Raw genomic sequence first — 17993 nt, 5'->3', positions numbered from 1 at the left:
AAACGACTATTTTTCTCAGAATCCTACGGTTGTCATCACGGCACAGCCAGCGGGAGACTATGAATACCAGTTGGATTATGGTCCGTTCCAGGAAAGTAACGTTTTTGACAACATCAGCATGGGAGAACACACCATCACGGTAAGGGATCCACAGGCATGCGATGTGCTGACAGATGTGGTAACCATCATCGATTATCCAAAGTATTTCACGCCAAATGGGGATGGTATTAACGATACTTGGAAAATTTCAAGGTTCGGTGAGGTACTTAACGCAAAAATTTATATATTTGACCGATTTGGAAAACTGGTGAAGGAAATCAGTACCGAAGGCCTGGGCTGGGATGGTACCTACAACGGGCAACCGCTACCAGCAACAGATTATTGGTTTACACTTGATTATGAGGAAGCCGGTGTCAAAAAAGAATTTAAAGCTCACTTTTCAATAAAAAGATAATACAAAATTTAAGAAAAAAGCCTGTTCGTAAGAACGGGCTTTTTTTTGCATTAATGTTAGAAATTAATTGTGACAATAGTTGAAAATATTTTATCTTTTTCTTCACATAAAATCTAGTATCTTTGGAATAAAACTTTTTAGAATGTCTTTTAAAAGCACACTTTTTATTTTACTATTTCTGATTTCGGTTTCAGCAAAAGCTTCCTTTCTTCTAGTTCCTATGGATGATACTTCACAGCAAAATCATTTGAAAGCTTATGGGATTACCTACTGGGCACTCGAAAAACAATATAAGATTAGCTGGTTGTTGAATTACAGAGGGGGGGCATTTTTAATGCCTGATGCACCAGAAATAAGAAAGGAATGTCAGATTAGAGGAGTTAGTTTTGAAGTCCTTTCAGACGGTGAGTCTAATAGTATTTTGGATGAAATTTCAAGCCCATCACAAAATATGGAAGCTGTAGTTTTAGAACGAACGCCTAAAATTGCAGTTTATACTCCAAAAGGAAAACAACCATGGGATGATGCTGTAACTTTAGTTTTGACTTATGCAGAAATTCCATTTACACCAGTTTATGACGAGGAAGTACTATCGGATGGTTTGCTTTTGTATGATTGGCTTCATTTGCATCATGAAGATTTTACAGGGCAATATGGTAAATTTTTTGGTGCTTACAAGAGTGCCCCTTGGTATATAGAACAAAAAAAGGAAGCAGAGGCTTTAGCTTCAAAATTAGGCTATAGCAAAGTTTCTGAAGCAAAGTTAGCTGTTGCTAAAAAGATAAGAGATTTTGTAATCGGTGGTGGATTTATGTTTGCAATGTGTTCTGCAACAGATAGCTTTGACATTGCTTTGGCGGCTCAGGGAGTTGATATTTGTGAGCCTATGTTTGACGGAGATGTAAGTGATGCAAATTATCAATCAAAAATTGATTATAGGAATAGCTTTGCTTTCAAAGATTATACGCTAGAGCGAAATCCAAATGTTTATGAGTTTTCTGATATTGATATGACGCAAAAGCGAAAATTGCCAATGGAAAAAGATTATTTTACCTTAATGGATTTTTCGGCTAAATGGGATATAGTTCCTAGTATGCTTTGTCAAAATCATACTCAACTTGTGAAAGGATTTATGGGGCAAACCACTTCTTATGATGGTAATTTAATTAAATCTAATGTGCTAATTATGGGAGAGAATCATTTTAATGGAGAGGCTCGTTATATTCATGGACAGATAGGAAAAGGAATGTTTACCTATTTTGGAGGTCATGACCCCGAAGATTATCAGCATAGAGTGGGAGATGAACCAACAGTTTTAGATTTACATCCAAATTCTCCGGGTTATCGACTCATATTGAACAACGTGTTATTTCCTGCAGCAAGAAAGAAAAAACAAAAAACATAATGAATAAAAAAGGAGCAACTTCAAAATTGCTCCTTTTTTGCTTTAGCGTTTCAATGAAAAATGTCCTCTTGCAGTTCGGCCATCTTCTAAGAGAATTTCATACCAATAATCATCAGCAGGTAATGCATTTCCATTGGAAGTTCCATTCCAACCGTTTGGATCATCACCCTTCAGTTCCTTCAACAATCTCCCATATCGATCAAAAATATAGGCAACAGTTTGCGAATTATATAATCGATCTACACCATTAATTTTCCATTCATCATTAAAACCATCCCCATTTGGCGTAAAAAATTTAGGAATTCCAATTACTACAACAAGCTCTTGTGTCATTCCGCATCCATTTATATCTTTGATATAAATCGTGTGAATTCCTGATTGAACATTATCAAAAAAGTTAGAATCCTGATAAGGACCTTGAGGATAATCAAGACTATACTCATAAGTTCCAATGCTTGAAGGATCCAAAATAACCGTGATGGTATTTGTCTCTAAAGTTACATCTTGAACAATAATTTCCTCGATGGTAGCATCACTTGAATTTAAAACAGGAATGGTTCTGGTAATGGTACAACCTTCGAAATTAGTGATATCAACAGTATAAATTCCTGGTAAGTTTACATTTATGCTATAGCTTGTTTGTGGTAAAAGTGTTCCGTCTCTGAACCAGGAATAGGTATAATCATTTTCATTTCCCTCTAAAATGGAAGCATCTAGTTTGATGAATTTTAACGGAAGATTCGCACAAACATATACACCATCATCGCCTTGACGAACAATATTGGGTAATGTGTTTATAATTAATCTAATTTCGCTTATTCCTGAACAATCATTCCCATCTTCAACTCTGACATAGATCGTAGAATCATAAGGAATACTATTCGTGTAATCAGATGGGTTTGGAATTTCATTTTGTTCTAATAACGCATCATTTAGTGTTTCATAGAAAACAGCTGTCTCAGTTCCTGAAAGGACTAAGCTAGAAGTATTCAAATCAAAAGATCTAAAACCATCTTCAATATCAACAATGTCACATAAAGGATCTATTGTTACTACCTGATTGAAAACATTGACATTTAGGTTTAACGTACTGAAACTTGAACATCCAGTTGTAGTATTTGTCACTAAAACTTCAATTTGTTGCGGATTTGAAGTATTGGTATAATCTGAATCAATAGGGTTTCCATTTTCAAAAAATGTCAGGCTAAAATTAGGATTATTGTTAGTTAACGAAGCAAAAGCTTCATTGAGATTGAATAATGTTATACCATCTGGATTAAATCCTGAATCGCATTGAACCAATGTTGCAGTAACCTTTGCAGGAAGGGGATTTACTATGAGATCAATTGGCTTAATTCTGAAGCAGCCATCAGGATTTGAGATTTTCACAAAAACCTGCTCTTGGTTGGGGGTATTGTTGTAAAATGAAGTTCCTAAAGCTGCTGTATTTGATACAGCGTCATTATTTGAAGCATAATAATTAATGATTAAATCGGTTAAATCTTCGCCTTCCATAATTCCAGCAGTAACATCGTCGAAAACAAAAGTTCCTTGACCATTAGCGTCATCTCCATCTGATGTATCATCACAAATAGCAAAACTGTCTCCAGGAATAGTCACAGAATTGATGACTTCAATCTCAAAGTCATTTATACTGAAGCAACCTGTTGTGGTATTGGTGATTCGGGCAAAAATGGTTTGTGGGTTTGAAGTATTTATAAAGTTTGAAGCATCTGCAATAGAGTTATCGGCTGTTAAAGCATCATTTTGATCAAGGTGATAAGTAACAGCCACATCGGTTTGAGTGCCAATGATAGTTGGATTGTTTTGTTCTAAATCGAATGAAGTAAAACCATCTTGAACTACATCAGTATCACATTTTTCGATATCTAAACCTTCTCCAACAGGGATTTGAAAAACTGGAGGTTGGTTAAATGTTGCCGTTCCATTCCAAGTAAGCGAAAAGTTACTGGTACCAATTGGTCTATCAATAATAAGAAAATAAGTCTCGCCATTGTTTACTGTGAGCCACTCTACAAAATTATTTCCATCAGCACCAGGACCTTCAGAGTCATCTGTTTCAGTCGAATTTAGTCCTGTGAGATTGTTTGTAGCTCCCGAAGCTACTGGATTAGTAGTAGAACATCGAATTGCTGAACCAATATTACCACAGGAAACATTTGGTCCATAAATAAAAAAATCAAAATCAACATTAATGTCGCTACTTTCAGGGGTCAAAGTAAAACCTAAAGTTCCACCATTCTCGATGGAAAGTTGTAACCAAATGCTATTGTTTTCATTACTTCCGCAAGTATTTGATCCGTTAAGTTCTTGGGTGCCAACTCCTGTAGCATTCAGACCATCAAAACCAGTATTTCCGCATACGATAATTGCATCTACACAATCATTTTGGGCAGTGCTCTTTGTAATTAAGAATAAAAAGAGGAAAAGACACAAGTAGTTTATTTTGATCATTTTAAAAATTTAGAATAGCAAATTTATTGTAATATTTTGACATATACTTATCGTTTTAAGGAAAAATGACCTTTTATAACTCTATTGTTTTCTAAAGTGATAGTAAACCAATAATCAGAAGCTGGCAAAGGGTTTGAATTAAAGGTTCCGTTCCATCCATCTCCTTCTCCAGAAAAGGAATAAAGTAATTTTCCGTAACGGTCAAAAATGGATATTTTGGCTCTTGGATGTTCTTTTTTCAAATAATCGATACCCCATATATCATTGTATCCGTCAGCATTTGGAGTGAAAAATTTTGGATAATCCAAAACAAAAATCTCTTTTGGAGTAATCCCACAACCATTAATGTCTTTCGCATAAACTGTATAAGCTCCTGAAGGGACATTTATAAAAAGAGGACTGTCTTGATAGTTAACACCATCAAGCGAAAATTGATAGTCACCCAGACCTGAATAATTTACTAGAACGGAGTTTTCTCCTCCAGCAAAATCATTTATTTCTACAGAAGTGATGGTGGCTTTACCAGATGGGTTGACAATAAATTTCTTAGTATCCTCACAACCGTTTGCATCAGTAACTGTAACCGAATATTCTCCTGGAGAACTTACAAGAATACTATTGGTTTCGGATCCATTAATGTCGTTCCAGAGATAGCTTTCATAAATACTAGCAACTGATAATGTTATAGTATTAGAACCTTCGCAAATAAATTGTTCTTCATCTTCAAAATTTTGAGCAGTAAAAGCATTAACGATCAAAGTAACTCGAATAATGCCATAACAATCAGGACCATTAACAATTCTGGCCCATATAATTTCCTGAAAGGCTGTTTCATTAGTGTAGTCGTTTGCCAGAGGATTGGTCTCATTTACCGCATTGTTTGCAGTTGGATAATACGTTACAATCAAATTTGCGGGAAGACCATCAACTACAATTGGAGTAACATCTTCAGCTAAATCAAATTGATGTAAACCATCCTGAGTGTCATCAAGATCACAGGTTGAAATTGGTGCAGGTGTAGGAACATTGTTGGATGCAATTTCCAGTGTGACTTCAACGAAAGTGAAACACCCAAAAGAATTACTCACTCGCGCATAAATTATTTTTGGAGCTGTAGCTGTATAGGAAGTAGGTGTAGAAATGGGTGCCGTGTCAGTTTGATTTTCATAATAAATAGGACTTGACAGCGAAGGATTTCCTGCTACGATTTGGTTATCAGCTTTGGTAAGATTGAATACAGTTATTCCGTCAGAATTGTCATCACATTGTACTATTGTCGCAGGATTTGCTGTAACAGGTGCGGAATATTCTACACTTACTTCGCCTTTTGAAATACAAGCCGAATTATCATACGTAATTTCAACAGTATAAACACCTGATTCATTATTGGAAACAGTATAAACTGGATTTGTAGCACCAACAATTGCAACATTGTCTTTAAACCATTGGTAAGTGTTGTTTCCAGGCTCGGTAGCATCCAAAGGATAAATTTCGCCGTCACAAAGTGGATTTCCAGTAGCAATAGATCGATCAGGACCAAGATCTTTTTCGATCTTAAAACTTCCCGCACCAAAGAAAATAGCCGAATCATAGAGGTTGTTTCCTTGATCGGCTACCACTAATTTTATATGATATAAAACACCCGGAGTTACATTGGCCTGAGCCGTCATAATTATCGTTTGACCGTTATAATTTGTAGGATGTTCAAACCCGTTGAAAGCGTCAAAATAGGACTCGTTTGCTGTTGGACATATAGTTCCTGAACCACGAACTGTATTGGTTTTCACAGGAGTATTTGTATCTGGAATAACGGCAAGATTTTGATAATCAGCTGTTCCATTTGCTTCTTTTAATAAGAAAACAAATCCATCTGTAAAATTGCATTGATTAGGTGATGGATTAGACAAATATTGTTCGGAAGAAAAAATATAATCGAAGCTTATTTTATTGGCCAAAGGCAAAAAATCAAATTCTAAAGCAGTAGCGTTTATGGAGCTTCCGCCAATGCCTAATGCTTGCTCTAAATCTGAATCACCTAGCCAGTTCGTTGGTCCTTCGCTTAGTATATTTCCATTTGGGCCAATTGCACTCGAAGCTCTTCCAGTAGTAAGCAATACGCCATCTTCAAATGGAAAATCACTTGTGCCTGCTGTAAAGTATCCATAAGAATTCCCAGATCCAAATGCCCAAGACGTCACCATGATGTTAGAAACATTTGCACATGGATTATCAATCAAAACATCTGAGACTAATTCTTCAACTGTTACATTCTCATCAACGGTAATATATTGTGCAGAAACTGTTGCCGAAAAGCAGAACAGGAACAGCATATAAAGGGGGTAATTTATAGCTTTCATAGTACCGGCAAAGATACTATAAATCTCGTTTTTTTAGTAATTTGTAAGATAGAAACATGAAAATGCTAATCCAAACCAAAACGATCAATATAGTTGTAAAATGAACATCATAGTCTTTGGTATTTGCAATCCCTATTTGAGTTCCCATGTTTTGAACGACAGATAATCGCGATCCAGGTTCTACAATCAAATTAGACATGGATTCAAGAGGCAAAAACTGCGTAAAATTTTGATCATAATCATTATCTGGAAAAATTTTATAGTTTAGTATACCAATCAAAATAGACTCAATAATAAACCAAACAAACAGAAACCCGATTGCAAAAGCCGAACGTTTTACTAAAATTCCCAAAAACAAACAAAAAGAGAAAAAACCAACAAGCTTTATAAAATAAGCCAGTAAGTACTCTAAATCAGAGAAAATGATTCCAAATTCGGTATAAGAAGAGAAACTTAAACCCAAGATGAGTGACATCAGGAAAATAAAAACTGTCGAAACAAATGCGAATAAAATAACAGTTAAGAATTTTGACAATACAATTTCCTTTTTGCTCATTCCGTCAATTAAATTTTGTTTCAACGTTCCATAGCTATATTCGTTTGCCATCATGGAAACAATTACAATAGCTAGAAAAAATTTCAAAATTGAAGCAACATACGTATTAAAATGCCAGATGTATGGGAAATTGAAAATCCCCATTTCGGCAAAATGTACTTTGAAATTACCAATGTCAAATTTTATGGCGGCAATCAAAGCGATAAAGGTTAATAATATAAAATAGGTGAGGGTCAAAACTCGGCTCGCCCTGTTTTTCCATATTTTTTGAAGTTCTATAGAGAGTAATCTTTTCATGCTGATTAGTTGTTTGATGGATGATTTTTTGTAAGCTCAAGAAATTGTTCTTCCAAGCTGTTTTTCTTCTTTACCAGATGATTCAAGGTAATATTTCGTTCAAAGAGATAGCGATTTAAGTCGGTAGCAGACAAATTATTGTTCAAATACACCAATATTTTGCTGTTTTCGTCCACAATTTTTTCAACCGCTGGATGTTGTGAAACCACATTTTTTAATGTTAGATTGTCTTCCGAAGCCAATTCAAAGAAACCTTCATTCGAAGTGATGCCATCAACTCTTCCAGAATATAAAATCTGTCCTTTTCGCAAAACCAAAACATGAGAACACACTTTTTCTACTTCATCTAAAAGATGTGAAGCCAGTAAAATAGTAGTTCCCTGTGAAGCAATAAATTTGATAATATCTCGAATTTGATGAATTCCTTGTGGATCGAGTCCGTTCGTTGGTTCATCAAGAATCAGTATTTCGGGGTCATTCAATAAGGCAGAAGCAATAGCCAAACGCTGTTTCATCCCTAAAGAAAAGGTTCTAAACTTGCTGTCTTTTCTTTCCATCAACCCCACTAGTTCCAGCTTTTCCTGAACTTTACTGTAGTTGATTCCTTTTATTTTGCATACTAATTCCAGGTTTTCCTTAGCCGTCATATAAGGATAAAAGTTAGGTCGTTCGATAATAGCACCCACTTTTTTCAATGCTTCATGGGTATCCATTTTTCCGTCGAACCAGCTAAATTCTCCTGAAGTTTTGTTTACGACATTTAGGACGATTCCTAAAGTAGTGGATTTTCCACTTCCGTTTGGTCCCAAAATTCCATAAACATTTCCTTTTTGTATTTCCAGAGATACATTATTCACGGCATGGACATAGCCATAACGTTTGTGTAGATTTTTGATTGATAATATTGTTTCCAAAGTAAATAGCTTTTGATTGATTTAAGGTTTGACGAATCACAAAACTATTTGTTACCAAAAAGAGGAAGTATTTTACAAATTAAATAAAAAAAGAATTCGACGGCTAAGATTTTCCAGTCAGATTTTTTTTCCAGATAAGTACAAAAAAAATGCGTTTCATATATTCAATGAAACGCATCCCCAATTAAAACAAAACAAAACAAAAAATTATGAACAGTCATCACTAGTTTTTAAGAATAATAATCCAGTCCCATTCTGCCTGATTGCCAATCCCTACACTTGGTGTGTAGAGAAAAATTCGAGCTTTTGCATCGGGATTAGAAAGAAGATACTGTCTAACCTTCACTAAACTCTGAACCGAACTCCATACAATTTGATAATCATAGGTTTGATTGTCCGGATTAAAAACATTTTCAAAACCCTCAGTTGGGAAAACAAAATCTTCTGTTAAAACAACTTCAAAACTATCAGCAGGATCAAAATTCTCAGGATACGAAATCGCTCCCAAACCCATCCAATGAATCGTGCCATCAAATATTTTTTCATCAAGTTCTTGATAATAAAGTTGTATGCCTCCAAAATCACTAGGAGTCTGATATTCCGTTTCTACTGTAAATGTTGCAGTTGTATCAGCAAAGCTCAGCTCTTTTCCGCCTTCAAAGACGTTAGTTGTATAATCTACTTTGAGCAATAATACATGGTTTTCTTGTGGCAAAGGAAAGCTCTCTCCAGGATCATCCGTAGCACAAGATCCCAATAAAAGTAAAAAAGCAAATAGGGTAAAGATTTTTGTTTTCATATGGTTGATTTTTGATTGATGTTTATACCTATTAGATAGAAAAAATAATAAAAGGTTGCGTTTTTATATTAATTTTTTGAAAAAGAATTAATTAAACCTTAAAAAAAAAAACGTATTATTTTTTTCGCTTAAAGCAAAAAACGGAAACATCAGCTGTAATTAGTAAAGACCTCTTGACAACTTCTGAAAATGCTCCGACAACTTTTATTACCTAATTTATATAAACAAAAAAAACGCCAGCAGAACCAGCGTTTTCATTTATTGTATAAAATAATTATCTTGTAAAAACCAAATCATTCCCCTTCGACAGATTTTCATCAAAACGATAACCCTCATAATCAAAACCTTTCAAATCATCAATAGTTTTAGCATCTGTATCAATAATATACCGAACCATCATTCCACGTGCTTTTTTTGCAAAAAAGCTAATGATTTTTAATTTTCCGTCTTTATAATCCTTAAATTCAGGAGTGATCACAGGAACTTTCAATGCCTTAAAGTCAATCGCACCAGCATATTCTTTACTGGCCAAATTAATAAATAATTCTCCTTTTTTTAATTCCTTATTCAAGGATTTGGTTAGCTTTTCTTTCCAAAACTCATAAAGATTTTTGCTGTCTTCAATCGGCAATTGTGTCCCCATTTCCAATCGATAAGGTTGAACCAGATCTAATGGTTTCAACAATCCATATAATCCCGAAAGTATCCTCAAACTCTCCTGAAGCATATCAATTTTTTCTGTTGGAAGGGTATAAGCATCCAGACCTATATATACATCACCATTAAAAGCATACATTGCAGGTCGGGCATTTGTGGGATTAAAAGGAGTTTTGAATTGCTTGTTGCGTTTCCAATTCAATTCTGCAAGATTATCCGAAATATCCATGAGTTCAGATAATTCCTTTGGCGATTTCTTCTTTACAACGCTGTTCACCAGTTTGCTTTCTTTCATAAAAGCACTCTTGGTAAAACGATCTGTTGGCAATTCAGTCTCAAAATCAAGCGATTTCGCAGGCGATATAATGATTTTCATTTCTTTAAATTTGAATCTCAAAAATAACACTTTAGATTTTAAAATGACTTGTGTCAAAATGGAAACTTTTGATTTTAAAATAGTAAAAATTGATAGTAAAAAAAATCCCAAACATCAAGTTCGGGATTTAATTATTTCATTTTCTAATTAAATAAATCATCTTCTATCTGAAAACTATTCAAGAAAGCAACCGTCTTCTGAATATCATAATGCAAGATTCTATCCTCAGATACAAACGGAACTTCCTCTCTATACGATTTCAAAAACATCTCAATAAAATCACTAGACTGTAACGGACGTCTGAATTCAATTGCTTGAGAAGCATTCATTAACTCAATAGCCAAAATACGTTCCAAGTTTTCCATTACTTTCAAGGCTTTTGTCGCGGCATTCGCTCCCATACTCACGTGATCTTCCTGACCGTTTGAAGAAACGATACTGTCCACACTTGCTGGAGTCGACAATTGTTTGTTTTGGCTTGCGATACTTGCAGCCGTATATTGCGGAATCATAAAACCAGAATTCAATCCAGGATTATCAACCAAGAAAGCGGGTAAACCTCTCAATCCCGAAATCAATTGGTAGGTTCTTCTTTCAGAAATGCTTCCCAATTCAGATAAGGCAATTGCCATAAAATCCAATGCTAATGCCAATGGTTGACCATGAAAATTACCACCCGAAATAATCTGATCACTTTCAATAAAAACATTCGGATTATCTGTAACCGAGTTTACTTCTGTTTTAAATACTTTTTTTACGTAATCAATTGCATCTTTCGAAGCACCGTGAACCTGAGGAATACATCTAAAAGAATAGGGATCCTGAACGTGCTGTTTCGCTTGATTAATAATCTGACTTCCTTCAAGGAATTCATTCACGCGATTTGCAGTTACAATTTGTCCTTTATGAGGTCTGATAAAATGGATTAATTCATTGAAAGGCTCTTTTCTTCCGTCAAAACCTTCCAAGGAAATGGTTCCGATTAGATCCGCTAAATAAGAAAGTTTACAAGCCTTTAAAAGCGTATAAACTCCATAAGCACTCATGAATTGAGTTCCGTTAAGCAATGCCAGACCTTCTTTTGATTGCAAAACAATTGGTTCCCAGCCAAAGTGTTCCAAAACATCTTTTGAGTGTACTTTTTTTCCGTTAAAATAAACTTCGCCTTCTCCCAAAAGTGGTAATGAAAGATGGGCCAGTGGAGCCAAATCCCCAGAAGCTCCAAGCGAGCCTTGGGTGTAAATAACCGGTAGAATGTCGTTGTTATAAAAGTCAATCAAACGCTCAACTGTTATCAATTGAACGCCAGAGTTGCCATAGCTCAACGATTGGATTTTGAGCAATAGCATCAACTTTACAATTTCATGAGGCACTTCGTCACCAGTCCCACAAGAGTGCGATTTTACTAGGTTTTCTTGTAGATGCGATAAGTTTTCATTCGAAATCTTAATGTTATATAGCGATCCAAAACCAGTGTTAATTCCATAAATAGGATCACCATGAAGTTTCATTTTATTATCGAGATAATCACGGCATTTTTGTATGTTGACTTTCGCTTCTTCAGATAAGGCAAGTTGTTTTTGTTCAACCATTATTTGCTGAATTTCTTCGAGCGTTAGCATGTTTGAACTGATATAATGTGTAGTATCCATTTTGGTGTAAGTATTGAGAGGCCAAAATTCCGTAAACGGTTGTTAAAAAGCAAGATTTGTTGATAATATTTCGATAATATTAACCTATAGTCATAACGTTTTCGGAAACAGGCTTTAGATTCTTAGTATTTTATTCTGACGGAGATTTTTCTAATAAACAGCTAATAAATTAAAAATCAGCTTTTAGAATCACTTTAGTTGTAGGGGCAAAAACTTCAAAATCCTAAGAATTCCCTATTATTTTGCTAAAAAACATAAAGAACATATTTAAACTTATTTATAAACAAGCTAGTTTTTAAAGTATCAATAAAAATCACACTAAAACTTTTATTATTGTTAAAAAAATGTACATTTGAAAAACAAGATGTCAAACAATAAAGTTAAATATCAGTCTTCGATAACAACCCAAACTGCGGTTGTACTTTCGGTTGGCACAACAACATCTACTACAGGTACCCCACTCGGGGTATAATTTTCACATATAATCCAATTGTAATTATTCTTTTTCGAAAGAAAAACTTACTATTTATAATCATCAGATTTTCAATACCATAAAACAAAAACAATGAGAACATTAAAATTCGGAGGAACTTCCGTAGCAAACGCTCAAAATATTAAACTCGTACTGGATATAATTAAAAATAAAGCCCAGGATTCACAACTAACTGTAGTAGTTTCAGCTCTTAGTGGTGTAACGGATTTGCTTTTGGAAGCTTCTGCAAAAGCAGCCTCAAAGGACAGTGACTATAGATTGATTGTTGCAGAAATCGAGAAAAAACACCTCGAAGCGATCAAAGAACTTATACCCGTTAGCGAGCAAAGTGCTTTGTTAAGTCATGTAAAAAGAATAATAAATCATCTAGAAACCTTGCTCGATGGTTGTTTTCTTTTAGGAGAATTATCAAATAGAACCTCAGATACTATTTTAAGTTTTGGAGAATTGTGTTCGTCCTACATCATTGCCGAAGCATTGAAACAACAACTGCCAAACAGCATTTATAAGGACAGTCGGGAATTGATCAAAACCAATAATCATTTTGGAAAAGCTATCGTCAATTTCGAAACAGCCAATCAATTAATAGCTGATTATTTCCATGCGAATACTGCTCAAGTGACCATTCTTCCAGGTTTTATAGCTTCTTCAACCGATGGAAACAATACTACTCTTGGTCGAGGAGGTTCGGATTATACAGCAGCTATTATTGCTGCAGCATTAAACGCTTCGCATCTCGAAATTTGGACCGATGTAAACGGTATGTTCACTGCCAATCCGAAAATCGTGAAACAAGCACAACCGATTGAAAAGATTTCCTATCAGGAAGCAATGGAATTGTCACATTTTGGAGCAAAGGTGCTGTATCCGCCAACAATCCAACCGGTTTTGAACAGAAATATTCCAATATTAATCAAAAATACATTCGAGCCAGAAGTCGAAGGAACTTACATTTCCAATGAAATCAATTACCAAGTTAATCCCGTAAAAGGAATTTCCCATATCGATAAAATTGCATTATTAACGGTTGAAGGTTCGGGAATTATTGGGGTTGCAGGCTTTTCTAAGCGTTTGTTCGAAGCTTTGTCGAATGAAAGTATCAACGTTATTTTTATCACCCAAGCCTCTTCTGAACATTCGATTTGCATCGGAATTCAAAATAATGATTCAGAAAGTGCACAATCGGCTATCGATAAGGTTTTTGAATTAGAAATTAATCAGAAGAAAATTGATCCTTGTACGGCAGAAAAAAACCTTTGCATCGTAGCTTTGGTTGGAGAAAACATGAAGAACCATCAAGGTTTGAGCGGAAAGATGTTCAGTACTTTAGGGAAAAATAATGTCAATATTAGAGCGATTGCCCAAGGTGCATCAGAGCGAAATATTTCGGTTGTGGTAAACGAACGCGATGTAAAAAAAGCTTTGAACACGCTTCACGAACGTTTTTTTGAAGACAACACCAAACAGCTGAATTTATTTGTGATGGGGGTTGGAAATGTCGGAGAAAAATTCATCGACCAGATTCACCAGCAAAAGAAATTTTTGAAGGATAATCTAAAGATCAATGTTCGTGTGATTGCACTTTCCAATTCAAGAAAAATGCACTTTGATGAAGATGGAATTGCCTTGAAAGAATGGCAATCTGCTTTGGATAATGGAGAAGTGGCAAACAAGGAAGCGTTTATTTCAAAAGTAAAAGAACTGAATTTTCGCAACAGTATTTTTGTAGATATTACCGCAAATGAAGTCGTAGCAAATACTTACGATCAATATTTGGAACAAAATATTGCCGTTGTAACCTGTAATAAAATTGCCTGTTCATCAGTCTATTCCAATTATCAGAATCTAAAGCAATTATCCACAAAATACAATGCTCCATTTTTGTTTGAAACCAATGTTGGTGCAGGTTTACCAATTATTGACACCTTGAAACATTTGGTGGCTTCTGGCGATAAAATCAATAAGATTAATGCGGTTTTGTCAGGAAGCCTTAACTTTATATTCAATAATTTTAATGAAAACGCATCTTTTGAAGAAGTGGTTAAAGAAGCGGGAGTTCAAGGTTTTACTGAACCCGATCCAAAAATCGATTTGAGTGGTGTTGATGTAGCCCGAAAAATTCTAATTCTGATTCGTGAAAGCGGTTATGAAATGGATATTGATGAAATTGAAAACAATTGTTTCCTGCCAAAAGAATGTATGGAAACCACCAACAATGACGATTTTTTCGCATCATTGAAAAAACATTCGCATCATTTTGAAGGTATTTTAGCTGAAGCTAAAGCAAAAGACAGCCGTATAAAATTTGTTGCTTCTTTTGATAATGGAAAAGCAAGCGTTGGTTTGCAGTTTATACCAAAAGAAAGTCCGTTTTATAATTTGGAAGGAAAAGACAACATTGTAGAATTTTATACCGATAGATATGTAGATCAACCTTTGATAATAAAAGGAGCTGGAGCTGGAGCAGCTGTAACGGCTTCTGGAATTTTTGCAGATGTGATCAGGATTGGAAATGTTTAGAAAAGGTACTGAGTTGCTGAGGTTCTTAGGTGCTAAGAAAAACTCATAAACTCAGTTAATCAGAAACTTAGCAACTTAAAAAAATGAACGAAATAAAAATATTCGCACCAGGAACAATAGCCAATTTATCTTGTGGATTTGATATCCTCGGATTATGTTTGGATAATGTTGGTGACGAAATGATTGTCCGAAAAAGCAATCAAAAAGGCATCAGAATTACAAAAATTGTTGGTGCCGATTTGCCTTTGGAAACCGAAAAAAATGTAGCAGGAGTTGCCGCTTTAGCGATGCTTGAAACTATTGAAACTGAGTTTGGATTTGAGATAGAAATCTACAAGAACATCAAAGCCGGAAGTGGCATTGGAAGTAGTGCCGCAAGTTCGGCTGGGGCAGTTTTCGGAATCAATGAATTGTTGGGAAGACCATTTTCTAACAAAGAGTTAGTGCAATTTGCCATGCAAGGCGAAAAGCTGGCAAGCGGAAGTGCTCATGCAGATAACGTAGCACCCGCTTTGTTGGGAGGATTTACATTGGTGAGAAGTTACGAACCGTTGGACATCATCAAGATCAAAAGCCCGGACGAGATGTTTGCAACCGTAATCCATCCTCAGATTGAGTTGAGAACTTCGGATGCTCGTTCGATTTTAAAACAGAATATTTCGCTTAAAAGTGCGATTGTGCAATGGGGAAATGTGGGTGGTTTGATTGGTGGTTTATACACCAATGATTATGAATTGATAGGCCGTTCGTTGCACGATGAAATTGTTGAGCCATTAAGAAGCATCTTGATTCCTGCATTTGATTTGGTAAAAAAAATAGCCATTGAAAATGGAGCTTTGGGAGTTGGTATTTCAGGTTCTGGACCATCAATTTTTGCTTTAAGCAAAGGAAAAGAAACTGCCGAAAAAGTCGCCAAAGTAATGTGTGAAGTATATGATGAAATTAATTTGCCTTATGAAATTCACGTTTCTAAAATTAATGATGAAGGGATAAAAATAATCTAACACAGATATCACAGATTTACACAAATAAAATCTGTCTTTAAGTAAATCTTATGAATAAGTACAAAACAACATTTGAGACTTGGAATAAAGTCGCCTCTTTATATGAAGAGCATTTTATGGATTTGGATTTATACAATGATAGCTATGATACGTTTTGTGAAGCAATCGAAAAATCTAATCCAAAAATACTAGAGATTGGATGTGGTCCAGGAAATATTACGAAATATATGCTTTCCAAAAGACCCGATTTTGACTTGGAGGGAATTGACATTGCACCAAATATGATTGAATTGGCGAAAAAGAATAATCCAAATGCTACTTTTCGCGTAATGGACAGTCGAAATATTGACCAATTAAAAACAGAATACGACGGCATAATTTGCGGATTTTGCATTCCGTATTTATCAAAATCAGATTGTTCTAAATTGGTCAAGGATATTAAAAATCTTTTTTCTGAAAAGGGTATTTTGTATTTGAGTTTTATTGAAGGCGATTATGAAAAATCAGGATATCAATCGGGGAGTAGTGGCGATCAGGTTTATTTTTATTACCATGATTTAGAAAGCATACAAACTGATTTATCCGAAAATGGTTTTGAAATTACCAATATCAGTCATAAAGATTATACTAGAAAAGACGGAACTAGCGAAATACATACCATTTTAATAGCAAGAAAATAAATGAAATATTACAGTTTAAATAATAAAGCAATAAAAGTATCTTTTCAAGAAGCGGTGATTCAAGGACTGGCTCCTGATAAAGGATTATACTTTCCAGAACATATAGAACCAATTGAAAGTGATTTTTATGATAAAATTGAAAACCTTTCAAACGAAGCAATTGCTTTTGAAGTCATCAAGCAATTCGTAGGCGATGAAATTCCAGAAGCAACCTTAAAACAAATCATTGCTGAAACCCTATGTTTTGATTTTCCTTTGGTAGAAGTTGAAAAGGATATTTATTCGCTAGAACTTTTTCACGGACCGACAATGGCGTTTAAGGATGTTGGAGCAAGATTTATGGCCCGATGTCTGGCTTACTTCAATAAAGATGAAACCGATAGTAAAAATACCGTTTTAGTAGCTACTTCAGGCGATACAGGAGGTGCTGTTGCAAGTGGGTTTCTTGGTGTTAAAGGAGTCGAGGTTGTGATTTTATATCCTTCGGGAAAAGTGAGTGACATTCAGGAAAAGCAACTGACAACTTTGGGTCAAAATATTACGGCTTTAGAGGTCGATGGTGTTTTTGATGATTGTCAGGACATGGTAAAAAAGGCTTTTTTAGATGAAAGTTTGAATCATAAGAATCTCACTTCTGCCAATTCTATTAATATTGCAAGATGGTTGCCACAGATGTTTTATTTCTTCTTTGCTTACAAGCAACTGAAACAATCTGAAAAATCGCTTGTAGTTTCTTGTCCGAGTGGGAATTTCGGAAATATCTGTGCTGGAATTTTGGCTAAAGAATTAGGCTTGCCAATAGAACATTTTGTTGCTTCTACGAATGTAAACGATACTGTTCCGAGGTTTTTGGAGAATGGAAATTATAATCCAAAACCTTCTAAAGCCACAATTTCAAATGCTATGGATGTCGGAAATCCGAGTAATTTTGTTCGTATTCAAGAAATGTATAATCATGATTTGAAAGCGTTTGAAAAGGATTTTTCGTCTTTTAGTTTTTCAGATGAAGAAACAATCGAGGTTTTAAAACAGATTTACAAAACCAGCGGTTATGTTGCCGAACCTCACGGAGCTGTTGGTTATTTGGGTTTAAAAAAACAATTAGAAACGAATACGGAAAGTATTGGCGTTTTTTTGGAAACAGCTCATCCGGTAAAGTTTTTGGAAATTGTAGAAGAAACTTTAAAAGTAACACTTCCTATTCCAGCTCAAATTGAAAGCGTGATGGGAAAAGAAAAGAAAAGTATCAAAATTAAAAGCTATGAAGACTTGAAATCTTTTTTGAAGTAAAGTTAGCCACAGATTTCACAGATTACACGGATTTTTAAAATTTTAATCATTTTAATCTGTGAAA

Annotated in this window: 13 protein-coding genes; 6 read left to right on the top strand and 7 right to left on the bottom strand. The window is 35.0% G+C overall.

What is annotated here, in order from left to right; genetic code table 11:
- Together G508_RS0110740 and G508_RS0110735 are read left to right on the top strand one after the other, a co-directional pair.
- The coding region (locus tag G508_RS0110740) for a T9SS type B sorting domain-containing protein (RefSeq protein ID WP_026705317.1) at positions 1–454 on the top strand (454 nt) is incomplete at its 5' end.
- A gap of 142 nt (positions 455–596) precedes the next feature.
- Positions 597–1859: a hypothetical protein gene (locus G508_RS0110735; protein WP_026705316.1), complete on the top strand. Its 1263-nt coding sequence runs from the start codon at positions 597–599 to the stop codon at positions 1857–1859.
- 42 nt (positions 1860–1901) lie between these two features.
- On the opposite strand, the gene G508_RS0110730 is transcribed toward G508_RS0110735, so the two are convergent.
- The 7 genes from G508_RS0110730 to hutH all read right to left on the bottom strand — a co-directional run bounded on the left by G508_RS0110730 (position 1902) and on the right by hutH (position 11942).
- On the bottom strand, positions 1902–4334 hold the full coding sequence (locus G508_RS0110730; RefSeq protein ID WP_035694536.1) for a T9SS type B sorting domain-containing protein: 2433 nt from the start codon (positions 4332–4334) through the stop codon (positions 1902–1904).
- 47 nt (positions 4335–4381) lie between these two features.
- On the bottom strand, positions 4382–6664 hold the full coding sequence (locus G508_RS0110725; RefSeq protein ID WP_051197557.1) for a T9SS type B sorting domain-containing protein: 2283 nt from the start codon (positions 6662–6664) through the stop codon (positions 4382–4384).
- A 43-nt stretch (positions 6665–6707) separates the two neighbouring features.
- Positions 6708–7544, bottom strand: coding sequence for an ABC transporter permease (locus G508_RS0110720; RefSeq protein WP_026705313.1), 837 nt, complete (start codon positions 7542–7544; stop codon positions 6708–6710).
- Positions 7545–7549: 5 nt separating this feature from the next.
- The gene (locus tag G508_RS0110715) at positions 7550–8458 is read right to left on the bottom strand and encodes an ABC transporter ATP-binding protein (RefSeq protein ID WP_026705312.1); all 909 of its coding nucleotides are present in this window, start codon (positions 8456–8458) and stop codon (positions 7550–7552) included.
- Between the two features lie 223 nt (positions 8459–8681).
- On the bottom strand, positions 8682–9257 hold the full coding sequence (locus G508_RS0110710; protein ID WP_026705311.1) for a hypothetical protein: 576 nt from the start codon (positions 9255–9257) through the stop codon (positions 8682–8684).
- A 274-nt stretch (positions 9258–9531) separates the two neighbouring features.
- The gene (yaaA, locus tag G508_RS0110705; protein ID WP_026705310.1) at positions 9532–10290 is read right to left on the bottom strand and encodes a peroxide stress protein YaaA; all 759 of its coding nucleotides are present in this window, start codon (positions 10288–10290) and stop codon (positions 9532–9534) included.
- Between the two features lie 143 nt (positions 10291–10433).
- Positions 10434–11942 (bottom strand): histidine ammonia-lyase, encoded by a 1509-nt coding sequence (gene hutH, locus G508_RS0110695; protein WP_026705309.1) that lies wholly within the window; start codon positions 11940–11942, stop codon positions 10434–10436.
- Positions 11943–12507: 565 nt separating this feature from the next.
- Here hutH and thrA point away from each other — a divergent pair.
- The 4 genes from thrA to thrC all read left to right on the top strand — a co-directional run bounded on the left by thrA (position 12508) and on the right by thrC (position 17929).
- Positions 12508–14955 (top strand): bifunctional aspartate kinase/homoserine dehydrogenase I, encoded by a 2448-nt coding sequence (gene thrA / locus G508_RS0110690; RefSeq protein ID WP_026705308.1) that lies wholly within the window; start codon positions 12508–12510, stop codon positions 14953–14955.
- Positions 14956–15038: 83 nt separating this feature from the next.
- A complete protein-coding gene (locus G508_RS0110685; protein WP_026705307.1) occupies positions 15039–15959 on the top strand; it encodes a homoserine kinase in 921 nt (306 codons plus the stop codon).
- A 50-nt stretch (positions 15960–16009) separates the two neighbouring features.
- Positions 16010–16639 carry a class I SAM-dependent DNA methyltransferase gene (locus G508_RS0110680; RefSeq protein ID WP_026705306.1) on the top strand — a complete coding sequence of 210 codons (630 nt, stop codon included), beginning with the start codon at positions 16010–16012 and terminating at the stop codon, positions 16637–16639.
- Positions 16640–17929 carry a threonine synthase gene (gene thrC, locus G508_RS0110675; RefSeq protein ID WP_026705305.1) on the top strand — a complete coding sequence of 430 codons (1290 nt, stop codon included), beginning with the start codon at positions 16640–16642 and terminating at the stop codon, positions 17927–17929.
- Positions 17930–17993: the final 64 nt, after the last annotated feature.

This window comes from Flavobacterium soli DSM 19725 (assembly GCF_000422705.1).
Lineage (GTDB): Bacteria > Bacteroidota > Bacteroidia > Flavobacteriales > Flavobacteriaceae > Flavobacterium > Flavobacterium soli.
Note: the sequence above shows the minus strand (reverse complement) of the source record. Positions and strands in the feature narration are given on the sequence as shown.

Coding starts and splice junctions, on each gene's coding strand:
- G508_RS0110735 (WP_026705316.1), top strand. CDS start 597: ATGTCTTTTAAAAGCACACTTTTTATTTTACTATTTCTGATTTCGGTT.
- G508_RS0110730 (WP_035694536.1), bottom strand. CDS start 4,334: ATGATCAAAATAAACTACTTGTGTCTTTTCCTCTTTTTATTCTTAATT.
- G508_RS0110725 (WP_051197557.1), bottom strand. CDS start 6,664: ATGCTGTTCCTGTTCTGCTTTTCGGCAACAGTTTCTGCACAATATATT.
- G508_RS0110720 (WP_026705313.1), bottom strand. CDS start 7,544: ATGAAAAGATTACTCTCTATAGAACTTCAAAAAATATGGAAAAACAGG.
- G508_RS0110710 (WP_026705311.1), bottom strand. CDS start 9,257: ATGAAAACAAAAATCTTTACCCTATTTGCTTTTTTACTTTTATTGGGA.
- yaaA (WP_026705310.1), bottom strand. CDS start 10,290: ATGAAAATCATTATATCGCCTGCGAAATCGCTTGATTTTGAGACTGAA.
- hutH (WP_026705309.1), bottom strand. CDS start 11,942: ATGGATACTACACATTATATCAGTTCAAACATGCTAACGCTCGAAGAA.
- thrA (WP_026705308.1), top strand. CDS start 12,508: ATGAGAACATTAAAATTCGGAGGAACTTCCGTAGCAAACGCTCAAAAT.
- G508_RS0110685 (WP_026705307.1), top strand. CDS start 15,039: ATGAACGAAATAAAAATATTCGCACCAGGAACAATAGCCAATTTATCT.
- G508_RS0110680 (WP_026705306.1), top strand. CDS start 16,010: ATGAATAAGTACAAAACAACATTTGAGACTTGGAATAAAGTCGCCTCT.
- thrC (WP_026705305.1), top strand. CDS start 16,640: ATGAAATATTACAGTTTAAATAATAAAGCAATAAAAGTATCTTTTCAA.